Consider the following 12,521-nt stretch of genomic DNA (forward strand, 5'->3'; position numbering starts at 1 on the left):
CTAAACCTTTCCCACTTGAGAGCAGTTGCCTAAAAGGGCGCTGCTCTCTTTTTATTTGGAGTACAACATGAAGAAATTCAAAGCCGGTGATCATCTGGTTACCAATATCGATCCGCTTGGACTGACTGAACACCATGGTCTGTGTGTTGGGAATGACCAAGTTATCCACCAACGTAAAGATGGTTTTGTTGAGCAACTCAGTCTGAGTGAATTCTCGGGTGGGGCCAAGGTTCGTCGCAAAGCGATTGCATATGATAGAGACAGCTCTGTGGAGCGAGCAAAGAGCTTACTCGGTTATCGGCCCTATCACCTGCTCAGCAATAACTGTGAACACTTCGTCAACTGGTGTATCGATGAAACAGAAACGTCCAACCAGGTCAGTAACAACCTCCATTTCACCGCACAAGTGACAGCACGAGCCGGATTGCTTGGCAATGCCGCTCAACGTGCAGCACAAGGGAGCCTGGCCAATATTGCCCTTGCATCAACAGCAGCCAAAGCCCTCGGTGAATACATTGGGTTACCGGATGCAGTGAATAGAGCCATTGGGACCCCTGGCGATTTAGTAGCCAAACCACTTGAGACTTTTATCAATGGCACCGGTGAAACACTCAGTACGTCCTCCAGGCATTTAAGAGCAGGAAACTATAGTGAAGCTGCAACATCACTCGTCAAAGGTTCATTGGAAACGGCTGTAGATTGCACCATAGTCAAACCCCTTGAAGTTACCGGAGACGGTATTGTGGCAATAGTGGATATTGGCAAGGATATCTGGAGCTGGCTACGTCATTGAGACTTTGGCTCTAGGGCTTGGATATCCAAGCCCTAGAGCCACTTCAATATTTGTGTCGATGACATGGGGATGGTAAACATTGTTAGGTCAATAATGGCTCTTCGATAACGAAAAGATGATCAACAACGTCTTTATCGTCACGTCTGCAAAAAACACTAGCAAAGCCAACAAAACAATAACCGGTACTGAATGGAATGCTCCACTTATAAAATTGAGCAATCATCTTTGCGTATTCAGCATCAATGCTGAATACGGCTCATCCCATAAACAACTGCTGACTCGAACCTATATTGCGGCAACCATCGTAGATGTCCTTGGTAGCCGCCTTTGCGAGGTAACTGCAGCGCTGCATCACAGCCTGGTATTGCAGAGGGAACTCATCTGAATTTCTATCTAGCCAATACACGCCGTTCTCACAGACATGAACCAGCCCAATAGCATTATCCACTGGAACCCCAATCGCACTGGCCCAAGCCTTCAATATTCGGTTATAGGTGTTACTCCTGCCAAACACTGTCTGTCCAAAGCCACAGACAGCATCCTTGTTGAAAACGAATGCCACGTGATAATGCCAGTTCTGCGAGGTCTCTTTCTCCCGGCACCAAACATAGCCAAAACCTATTGGATGTTCGCTGGCTCGCTGTCGATCCCATGGCGTCATATGGGCTTTGAATGAGTCAATAAAACGGGAGATTACCCTAGGGTCACAGTACTGTTCTGACTCAGGAAACCTTAGGTCAAATCTCAGCACACACACTCGGTTAAATTGCGCCAAAGATAAATCCAGTGTCCTTTCAATAATCTCAAGGTACTCGGGAATCCAAAGGGAGCGATTGGCTATGGCTGAGAAAGCGTTTAAATGGAACATGATAGTCATCCTTCGTGATTGATTCACATGATGACTACTGCCAGTAGAGTTTTACTGTTGCTTGCTAGATACCCTTTCCAATAAACGCATACTAAATAGAATCCCCCTTTATTGTTAATATACTACTAATCCGAATCAGCAAAGCTTGGGAAGCTCACTAAATCAGTAACAAATGAGCTTGTCCACTTGCTGAATGGAAGGATGAGTCACTCTGGAGTTAGTCATCAACAACACATCACCTAGCACCAAGCAGTTGTCGTATTTTTCTTCATTAGGAACAAGCACACTCAACACGCAGGAAGTGACCCAGACCTGCTTCGCCTCTTTTCCTGGCTCTGTGTGAAGCTCCAAAAAAGATACAGCCTGATCGTGTAATATAGTGGCCATATGCTCATTCTTTTGGTGTTCCAACACACGTAGTTCGCCACCCAAACAGCCAACAAATACTCGCAATTGCCGTGAGACTAGTTGGACTAAATTGGCCACCTCGTTCGTCAACTCACGGAGGGTAAACACTCCAAGCCAATCAGCGCCGTCAACATCAGATGATTCATCTACTATCTGCTTCTTGTTCGCCTTTGCAAAGTTCTTCATATCCATGGAAGACAAGCCATTTTCTAATATAGACTTAACCCGCTCACGTAGCGCTACTTCCGAGTATCTCCTCGTCTGATTAGGCTCATCCTGTAAATCAGCTCGTTCACTAATCGATGAATAGCATGGGGCGAGTAAAAAAATTGCCGACCTGCAAACATGGTAAACCAAGGCCCGAAGCTTCTGATTATGAAAAATCTTCGCTAATTCAAAATAACTATGATCTGGCAAATCAGATGACTGGGAAGGCAATCGTCCTTTTCGCGAATGCTTTGCAGCCTTCAGATAAAAATCCTCAAGCTTAAATAAGAATCTAAGAGGGGCTAATTGACTATCCCCGAGCGAAACCCCTAACTTTATTAATTTCCATTTTGTCGACTGAGGTTGGAGTTTGTATACAGGAGGTGTTGGTCCAAACAGAGGAGTGCGTGCTAAGTGGCTTACTGCAATTGATACTACACCTTTGCGGGATAATGCCTTAGCCGCTCGGTAAAACTGCTCTTTTGACATTCCCAGCATCTTGCTTAAGGTACCAAAGTCAACACCGACAACATATCCAGCCCTGTTGGACGCCATTAATAGTGCTATCCAGACCAACCGCATTTGCGCTGTTATGGCTGACCGTTTTTTAGATCCAACTACCTCATTTGATTGTGGCAGCCTGAGCACATGGTCAATTTCGTCCTTCCAATTACACTCTGCACAAGCCCAATCAGACCACATTTGCCACGCTTCAGGCGTGAGGCAATAGTCAAAGCGAACTTTCCTTTTGTCACCTTTGAGCGCTTCCAAGGGGCTCTTAATTTTCCAAAGATACCCCTCACGAACCAAGTAATCCAAAGCCACACCAAGATGGCGTTTTGAGATTCCCAGGTGAGTTGCGAGTACCTCCATAGTCCCAGATTGAAAGCCATTGCCGAGGCGAGCAGCCCAAGCGAACAGGACAAACCTAGTTTCTGGTGAAGCACCAGTCATTGAGCTTAGGAGATACATTAACTGAATTATCACTTACCTATGAATTTGGTCAGATATACCACATAAAACTCAATAAAACAGCCATTGTTCAGCAAATGTAACACATGTTATGTTACATGTAATAACTCAGTTTGGGCTACTTTTTATGTTGAAAGACCACCAATTATCACCTCCAGATATCCTTAAACGATTCGATTTTCTCAACGTAGACACGCCTGCTGCGCGAGAGTGGGTCAGGCGCTATCTGTTAAAGCAAAAACAAATCCAGATTACTGAGTGCTCGCCCAGTATGGAGAACATTAAACTTGTACTCTTAAATCACATTCAGGCTCATCATTTAAGTGCCAGTGACATCAAGAATCTTTCCCGAGCGATGGGGAACGCTTGGCGTGTAATGCTACATCGCAAGGAAAAGAAAATTGGTACTCTGTCAGTCAGCATGCCCAAAGCCGTGTTAAATCAACTTGACGAAATGTGCCGTGGGCAGAAGAAAGCGGAAATCCTTACACTGTTGATAAACGGTGGGTATGAAAAGTTCTTAGCGTCTAAACAAGAGCTAAAAGCCAAAAAGGCAGAAAAAAATCTAATCAAGCAAATGGCCCTTGAACATAAGAAACTGGAGCTTCGGTTGAAAAGGCCACCAACTACAGAGAAAGACTCTCAAGCAATCCAAGAATTACAAGTGCAAAATGACGATCTAAAGCACTGCATCACCACACTTTACGATCTTATCTATTTAGCAAATGAGCGAGACCAATATATTGATACTCAAAAGTTGATTGAGGCAACAAAGCTATACTACTCTGCTTTCAGCAAGTAGCCCCAAAGTAACCAAATCAACGTTTAGGATGCTGAACTCAACTCCAAAAGGAGAATTCTTCATAACTAATTAAAAATCAATAGAAATTTTAAAGAGTAGTGCACATTAAGACTTGGTATTCCAAATGGTGTACCAAAGATAAAGTCAAATCAATATAAATCATTAAAAAACAAAAAGATAAAAAGCAAATTCAGATGACGCCGCCCCACCAAATAAAACAAAGGGTTAGCAGAAATGCTAACCCTTTTTATTTTGGTTTTGTCCACCGATTGCCCACGTGTTCAATTTTAGTTCCCAATGTTCTCCAATAAGTTGCTGCAAGTGGCATTACTATCGGCGGGATGACCGTTAGTTATGTTTGCCTCTGCTGGTTAACTACTGCCCAGTTGAGAACCTCACACCAACAAATGGCCCTAGTGGCAGGATAGATAATGGCACATTACGGAGTACCTATGGCTATTCCACTGTAGTGATTTCCTTATCAACTAAAACTGATTTTTATCGGTATCCTGCAAGCTCCTTAATGCCCAAAGTTCGGGGGACCAAAGCGCTGTTGGCTAACATATAGGTGAGTACAGCAGATGGGACAGGCATTGGTTTTACCTTTAAAGCCGGTGAACTTCTTGCCGCAAGCACAGGTGCACCGCACCAACTTCTTAGGATCAATGCTACAACCATTACTGGATTGCTCTGCCACTTCCGCTATCAGCTCACCCAAATCCGATGATTCCTGGATATGACTGTCAGTCAATTTCTGCTCTTCGAGTGCGGCTTGTATCAGTTGATGCTTGTTGGCAAGGCGTTCATCCTCTCTGGGATGGTACTGCCAAAACTTGGCCCGGGTGCCAGTGTTGAGCCAGCCGAGCAACTGGGCTTTGGCAGTGCCAAGCACGCTCCCTTCGGCCATGGGGTCGCGATAAAAGTGGTGGGATAAAGCCTCAAGATCCAGCAGTATTGCCCCAGCCCTCATTTGCCGCAGCAGACTTTTTTCGATCGGGAAAGTACGGCCCTGGTAGACGAAATATACTATCAAAGACGATTTGGGAAATTCATACAGAGCATCAACCTTGTGCCCCATAAAGTCGGCATCCACGGTCAGCTTCCCCATGGCAGAGGTTAACATGACTTCTTTGGCACACTTAACCTCAGGCTTGAAACGGTGCTGCAATACGGCTGGGATGGTGACCGGAATTTGATACTCAGGCACGGTTAACCCTGCGCCATCATTCAGCAGCTGGTGGGCCATCATCCTGAGCGACACTTCAAACGAGTACTCGCAATCGACTATCTCTTCTTTAGGGATATTGCGGGTATGGTGAGAAAAGTGCCATTCGCGCTCATCGCCATGGCGGGCTGACAAGCTCAAACCACAGGAGGGGCAAATACAGCCACACGCCAGGCCGCGCTCAACCTCGGCAACATCCTTCCAGTCGCCGGTCGCTTCATCCTTTCCGAAGGGTACACCAAATTTCATCTCTGCCATCCTTGAGCAAGGTTTATCCCATCACGCCGGCTTGGTTATCAGCGTCCCCGCCGCATCCATCCGTGCTTTCAGTTTCTCTGGTTTCATACCCAGTTGAGATGCGACGTCACATCCCTTAGATTTACCCTTCACCATCCTACCTTCTAAAACCAGCTGGCGGAGTCTTTACCTCTTTATACGTCTTCGTGACTCGGGTGAATGCCAGAGGGTCTATGTCAGCCATGTTTATAGAAATTTGCCCCGAACCATGGACGTGGGAAATCACCTTCTCATGGTGCTGTTTATAAGGCGCCTGTATCGTTGAACCGCCATATTCACCGATGTTGCAAATCACCACATGCTGATACATGTGCCATTGCAATGCAGCCGCCATATTGTCGAAGGTTTTCACATCGGTGTTGTATGCTGCAACTACAAACAAATCGGTTTTGTCCCTCAAATCTGCGGCCAATTTGATGTCTGAGGCATCATAGCAAATAGCCCCCGTCATCTTAAAAGGTGCCTCACCGTAGCCGTGAACCTCCAAAATATGCTGGCAGGGTCTATGAGGTGAAATACCCATTTTCACTTCGGGCTTGGTCATATGCTCCTTGCCCTGATCTCGGATAATCCAATGCCGTTTGCCGTCCCGATAACTGGGGATCAACCAGCGCGCAAAATTAACCAACTTCCCATCTTTCTCCGTGAAAACAAACCCAGCAAAAATGATTGAATTTGTCTTATCCGCCAGCCTTCTCAGCAAATCTTCATCATCGGGATGCACGGCCACTTCTGGAAAAACTATCAAATCGCAGTAGGGTTTTTCATGGTTTCCATCGGCTTTCACTTTAGTTTCCAGAGTTCGCAGTGTCAGCTTACAAATAGCCGCCAGATGCTCTCTATGCACGACTCTGGCAGCCCTGTCATCGAGAGTTGGGCCGTGGCGTCTGAACATGCTGGCGGATGGATGAAGCTGCTGAACGGTAACAATTCTGAATGTCTCCCGTTGCTTTTTCGGGCGGTAAATCTCGGTTGGTATTGCAGGAAGATCAGACATGGTACAAGTGAGTTGATGCAAAGTATCCAATCTGCTTTCGATGCATTTTTTCAGATCTGTAATACTGGCGATAGCGGCAATGGCTTCGTTTTTAACGTACGTTGACTCAAAGCCCGGCCACTGAAGACAATGCATCAAAAGCTCACTTGTCCATTGGCTTACAGTGGCATATTCCCCAACCAGCGCTTCTGGGGCGTGTAACATCCCCATCCGGCGTTTGTACCAACTGCTTTTCAGACCAGAATAAGTCACTGTCGCTGACTGTCGCCATCTTGTACCGGTATAATCGGCACCGCCCAATACCGCTGTGCGCAGGATACAGCCAATCCAGTAAATCGCTTGATAATCATGGTCGTCTACTATCCACTCGGGTAACGCAAACCGGGGGTCATTTACTGCTTTATTCCGGCCATATGAACAACTCGCAATAGCTCCCTTCCACAATTCTTCCCATGAACTGCCCTTCTCCAGTTTGGTGATGATAGCTGCCGGAGGTTGGCCGACCACCTCGTTCTTACTGTCCACAAGTTCTATCAGCTTTAGCGCCAGCTTCAATAACCCATGCTCGAGATTAAAGCTATTTGCTGACGATGAAAGTACCCGTGACAACTGTTGGCTAGAAGATTTCAAAACTGCAGGAGTGCTTGGTTCAGCCCATTTAAACTTCTGCAGCATTTGCTTTTCTTGCTGCTTTTTCAGCTGTTTCCACAGCGCCAACCAAAATGGGCCGCCACGTTTGGCATACAAGGCCAAGCCCACACCTACTGCAATTCGGCGTTGCCTTATAAAATCCAAATAAAGTGATGCATAAGAGTCAAAGTTACCGGTAATTTGGCTCGCCACTTCAAACAATGCACTCTGCTGTGGCTGATAGCGTGGTAAATCGTTAGCAAGGATCCTGTGCAAGGTAAGATGCATTTTCAGCAATGGCACAGCACTATGATGTGGTGTCGGTTTATTAACCACAGCCAATAGCATCAGAGCTTGTCGGGTAACAAAGACCTTATTTTTATCTGCTACCAATGCCTTTTGTGCAAATCGGGAAATCAGCTCTATCAGTCGTTCAGGTTTCAGAGACTCGGGGTAATCTGCCCGTTGAAAATAACCATTAAAGTCACTGGCCGATCTAAAAATATCAGCCAGTAAGTAGTCCATGATAGCTTTTGAGATCTTATCTCTTTTGGGGGTGGCCGCAAAACTGCTGCGATTGAACACCGCATTAAGAATAGGCTCGAACAGGTCTGAATCCGGATAGACTTCCATCGCCTTTCTCAGTACCAGGCCGAGCGAGGGATCCTTCATCCAGGCAAAAATCAGTTTCTTTGCCAGTAACTCGTTTTCAGCTTCCTCTCGTAAAAACTCACTGCCCTCGAACGCCGACATTTTACGTTTACTTCTGGCGATGGACTCGAGTCGATTCGCAGCAAATCGCTTTAAGGTATCAGTTCGAACATCATGATCAAAACTAACAATTTGCAGAAGATCTACGTCGGGCGAACTTGCAGAATATGAAGGTAAATCGGCCTCTTCGGTGACAAGTAAATTTTCCAATACAGCCGTTACCGATTCGATAGAATCTCTGTCACCGGGCCCGCTCAATTCAGACTGAATGGCCTTAATACGGTTGGACATACTGCCTTCGTTATCCAAATCCTGCAGTAGTGTTACTTTTGTCTTTTTCGCATTTACTTCCAACGCTGTGCCTGCAAATACTTTCAGCTTTTTATTTATGTACTCACTGACAAGCTTTTTCAGATTTTCCGGCTCGATATTCTCCGCAGAGATCACCAGTCTCAAGTCATCGACATAACGGCAATAGTCGTGCAATACAATGCCTTTATTGCCCCCTATCTCTGTAAAAATGTCACGGCCCAAGGCTTCATCAAAATCACACATATAGGCATTGGCAAAAAAGCCCGAAGCCACCAGCCCCTGCGGTAACCCCAATTCGAGGGCGGGATTCAACAAGCCAGCTTCTTTCGCCAGTTGTTCGCTACCAGCGGACCAACGCCAATCGCTTAGCGTCTTGAAACTATCCCAAAACGCTTCATCAGTAAGCTTTTTCTGTGCCTTAACAATTTTCTGCAACCGCTCAATCAGCAGCTGATTATCAATCGAATTGAAAAACTGGGTGATATCGAGATTGACCACATACACATCTTCACTGACACCTTTTGTGACCGCAACTTCCCTTCCCAGCTCCAGAGGCCGTCTTAAAAAGCTTTGGTAGTCGGTGAAGAATTTGCGGTAAGTTTCATTGTTTCCCCAGCGAAACCAAGCCTCGCGCTCGCCTTTCCAGTCACATACCAAGCGATTGCCATAGCTGTATACTTTCTGTCGGCGGGCTTCTGCAAAGCTCAAATCACATCGACCCTGCTGACTTTCAACAGCATCGGCCAAACACATCATTGCAGCAGTTGCCCAGGTTTGATCGCGAATGGATATGTGTGCCAGCGGCCTAAGTGGCGGCTTTTCCTTATCCCTACTTTGCTTAGGGCTCCATCCTTTTTTTTCATCCAGCCGCCAAGGCTCGCTTTTTGCCGCAGGCACTAACTCAAGCTCGTAGAGCTCTTCGCCATCGTCAATTGCCTGGGCCCACTTTTTGGCATTCTCTTCTATCGTTAATGCGGAAATATCAAGTGCAAGGGTATCGGCATACCAATTAAAGGAGCGCACATAGGCATGGGTCTTTTTCCATGCCTGAGCCATCACAACTTCGTCAGTCAAATACTCCTGCATCGGTAAAATTGCGCGATATTTGTCATTGATAAGCTTCACATAACCTCCTTGTTAACACCGCTATCGCGATAAAAACATCAAACCTTTTTACTGGCGCGACTTTTCTTTGAGGGAGCCAAGGCTGCGCGCTCGGTTTTAATTTTTTCCAGCAAGGCCGCAGCGCTGTTATCGCCGCTGATAAGCTCATGGTTGGCGGCGCGCCACTCGGCAGTGAGTTCTCCACGGAAAGCCTTGGCCAGAATCGACTGGGTCAGGTTATTCACCCGCGACAGCGCGGCGGTGGCTTTTTGCTCTATGCAATCGGCGAAGGCGAACAGCTCCTCCACCCGGCTGACAATTTCGGTTTGTTCCTCAATATCTGTATAGGGTACGGGAAGGTCTTTTATTCTCTTTAGCGCCAGTTTACCTTGAGCACCAGACTTTATTTCAAGCTTTATTAGATCTTGTAACTGATGTGAACGAAGCCAGTAAGATACAAACTCACTGTTAATCGGCCTCTTGAAATCTGTAATTTTCGCTGCATTCTCAGTTAGATTTGCTTTATCGTAATTCGCTGGTATTACTCCCGCATCACCAATTGATGCACCAACGATCGTCAAATAAAGGTCACCGGAATTGACAGTATACCGACTGATCTTCTTTTGAGTTTCAGGCTTGAGAAATAATTGCTTGGAACGAGCATCATCGGTACTGATTACTGTACCAAGCTTTAACTGGCCGGCACGAATATAAGGATAACCTGTGTTTTCCTCCAAAAGTTCATCGCCTTTTGGTAACCGCTTACCGCCTTTTACCTCGCCAATATCTTCAATCGTCAAAGATTGCCAAGTGATTCCACGGCCTTCTCTCCACTCTTCCGTCAGCTTGCCGCTGACTGCCGCGGAGAGGACGGATTGGCGGAAGCTTTTTAGCATCTCGGGGATTCGCTCGAGGCGGGCTTTAGTGGTTTCCACCTGCGCCAGCAGGGTATCCAGTTTGTCGGCGATGACTTTTTGTTCGGCTAGGGGGGGGAGATGAATCTCATGCTCTTTAATCAAAGTTTGAGAAATATTAGGTTGTGCCCCGCCTTTTCCTTTAGCAATAAAGCTATCTTTTTCATTTAGCAGGAAATAGTAAAGAAACTCACTAAACGTCAGGCCTAGTATTGGTTTACCGACACCGCAGGCTTGATTCGTCGTTGCATCGATACCAAGAATTGAGGTTTTTCCAATAGTGGCACCGTACATTGCTATTGCTACAGCCCCTTTGGGGAAATATTTTGCACTTGAGTTCCTAACGCCTAACTCTGATATATATTCGCTTGAGGAATGGAGAGTTTTTGGACCTAAATCCCCAGTTTTTATCCATGGAACTTTCCCATCATAGTATGCTGACTCTTTCCTAGACGGTGTTCCACCAGAACCCCAATCTGCAACATTTTCAAGCGTTGTTACACACCAACCTTGGGGCAAAGTATCTAGCGCCATCACTCAGCTCCTTCTAGAGCAGCCAATAATGCATCCAGTTCTTTAAGCGCGGCATTGAGCTCCTGTTTGGCTTCCCGCGCCAGCACATCGGGCTCGGGCAGGCTGGCGGCATCGACGCTGTCTTTGTCTTTCAGCCATAAGATATCCAGTGAGTCACCTTTGTGGTCGCGGATCCAGTCGCGGCTGAAGCAGCGCCAACGGGAATGTGCCAGCCTGTTATCTACGCCTTGATTCTCGTCCGCGTCGGCAATTTCAACCTGCTCGGCACCGAAGCTGTACTCACCCTCTGTGCGCTTGCTGGTGCCATCGGCATTAGCACCAAAGACCTTTTCGAATGGGCCCAAGTGCGGATCTGTGCCAAAACCCTCTGGAGCAAATCCAATCGTTGCATTGCCAAATACCGTGCGCTTGCCGAATCTGTGCATATTAGTACGAAGGTCATAGACCCAGACATTTTCGGTGCAGTTTTCCTGTTGGTATTTATCAGTGGCGCTGCCCTTGGTGAAGAAGAGCACATTGGTTTTAACGCCTTGGGCATAAAAGATACCGGTGGGCAGGCGCAGGATAGTGTGCAGGTTGCACTTATCCATCAAGTCGCGGCGAATATCGGTGCCCTTGCCGGCTTCAAACAGCACGTTGTCGGGCAGCACCACCGCGGCGCGGCCACCTGGCTTTAAATTACGGTAGATATGCTGCAAAAATGCCAGCTGCTTGTTGCTGGTATCGAAGGTGAGGTCGTCGCGGGTGATACTGGCCTCACCACCCTTGCTGGTGCCAAAGGGCGGGTTGGCGAGGATGATGTCGGCGGCTTTGAGGCTTTTACCGGCATCGCCGAGGGCATTGCCCAGATGCACCACGCCTTCATCGTCGCCTTCCATGCCGTGCAAGAGACAATTCATCAGCGCCAAGCGGCGGGTGTTGGGCACAAGCTCAATGCCGACAAAGGCTTTTTGGCGCTGAAAGCGCTGCTGGTCGGCAGTTAAATCAAACAGCTCATCGGTGTGGGCCTTGATGTACTGATCGGCGGCAATCAAAAAGCCGGCGGTACCGGCAGCCGGGTCCTGGATAAGCTCGCCCGCCTGAGGGCGGATACAGCGCACCATGCTGTTGATGAGCGCCCGAGGGGTAAAGTACTGACCGGCGCCGGATTTGGTTTCGCCGGCGTTTTTCTCCAAGAGCCCCTCGTAGAGATCGCCGAGGCCATCTTTGCTGGCACTGAACCAGTCGATTTGATCCAGTGAGCGGATAAGCTGTTCGAGATGGCGCGGCTCACGCAGACGGGTTTGGGCGTCGGCATAGATGGCAGCAATGAGCGGGTCTTCATCTTTGGCCAAATCGAGCAACATCTGACGGTAGTGGTTCAACAAGTTCAGGCCAGAGAGTTTAGAAAGCTGCGGCCAGCGGCAATGCTCCGGCAGGGTGTGGGCCGCGAGGGAGCCTGACTCTTCGTTCTCGTGCACCATTTTGATAAACAGCAAGAGCACCAACTCGGTGACGTAATCTGAGTAGTTGATGCCGTCGTCTCGCAGCACATCACAGAGGTTCCAGAGTTTCTGAACGATATCGTTATTGGTCATGAGGACTTCCCGGGCGGGACAGGCGACAGGTGGCCTGCCCTGGCTACTAAAATAATGGCTTGTAAATAATGAGCACTTAACTGATGAATTGTGCTTATAAATCCGTTGGATGCTATGGTATCCCTTTGGCTGGGCAAAGTGAACGATACAGGAGCTGGAATTGCCTCTGC

At 47.5% G+C, this 12,521-nt stretch carries 8 protein-coding genes; 2 read left to right on the top strand and 6 right to left on the bottom strand.

Annotated features, from left to right (window positions below; all coding sequences use genetic code 11):
• Positions 1–67 precede the first annotated feature (67 nt).
• Entirely contained in the window at positions 68–793 is a 726-nt protein-coding gene (locus ACSHSR_RS14090; RefSeq protein ID WP_317058445.1) for a lecithin retinol acyltransferase family protein, read from the top strand.
• Positions 794–1,049: 256 nt separating this feature from the next.
• Here the strand turns inward: ACSHSR_RS14090 and ACSHSR_RS14095 are convergent, their stop codons facing one another.
• Positions 1,050–1,661: an inovirus Gp2 family protein gene (locus tag ACSHSR_RS14095; protein ID WP_317058446.1), complete on the bottom strand. Its 612-nt coding sequence runs from the start codon at positions 1,659–1,661 to the stop codon at positions 1,050–1,052.
• Positions 1,662–1,823: 162 nt separating this feature from the next.
• A complete protein-coding gene (locus tag ACSHSR_RS14100; RefSeq protein WP_160289599.1) occupies positions 1,824–3,149 on the bottom strand; it encodes a hypothetical protein in 1,326 nt (441 codons plus the stop codon).
• Positions 3,150–3,375: 226 nt separating this feature from the next.
• Here ACSHSR_RS14100 and ACSHSR_RS14105 point away from each other — a divergent pair, with 226 nt between their 5' ends.
• Positions 3,376–4,050: a hypothetical protein gene (locus tag ACSHSR_RS14105; RefSeq protein WP_317058447.1), complete on the top strand. Its 675-nt coding sequence runs from the start codon at positions 3,376–3,378 to the stop codon at positions 4,048–4,050.
• A gap of 520 nt (positions 4,051–4,570) precedes the next feature.
• Here the strand turns inward: ACSHSR_RS14105 and ACSHSR_RS14110 are convergent.
• The 4 genes from ACSHSR_RS14110 to ACSHSR_RS14125 all read right to left on the bottom strand — a co-directional run bounded on the left by ACSHSR_RS14110 (position 4,571) and on the right by ACSHSR_RS14125 (position 12,351).
• Positions 4,571–5,524 carry a hypothetical protein gene (locus ACSHSR_RS14110; protein WP_479630852.1) on the bottom strand — a complete coding sequence of 318 codons (954 nt, stop codon included), beginning with the start codon at positions 5,522–5,524 and terminating at the stop codon, positions 4,571–4,573.
• A 145-nt stretch (positions 5,525–5,669) separates the two neighbouring features.
• Positions 5,670–9,347 (bottom strand): RNA-directed DNA polymerase, encoded by a 3,678-nt coding sequence (locus tag ACSHSR_RS14115; protein WP_479630853.1) that lies wholly within the window; start codon positions 9,345–9,347, stop codon positions 5,670–5,672.
• A gap of 38 nt (positions 9,348–9,385) precedes the next feature.
• Positions 9,386–10,774 (bottom strand): restriction endonuclease subunit S, encoded by a 1,389-nt coding sequence (locus ACSHSR_RS14120; RefSeq protein WP_479630854.1) that lies wholly within the window; start codon positions 10,772–10,774, stop codon positions 9,386–9,388.
• Positions 10,774–12,351, bottom strand: coding sequence for a class I SAM-dependent DNA methyltransferase (locus ACSHSR_RS14125; protein ID WP_479630855.1), 1,578 nt, complete (start codon positions 12,349–12,351; stop codon positions 10,774–10,776). The genes ACSHSR_RS14120 and ACSHSR_RS14125 overlap by 1 nt, the downstream gene beginning before the upstream one ends.
• Positions 12,352–12,521: the final 170 nt, after the last annotated feature.

Source organism: Shewanella sp. VK101, assembly GCF_056497865.1.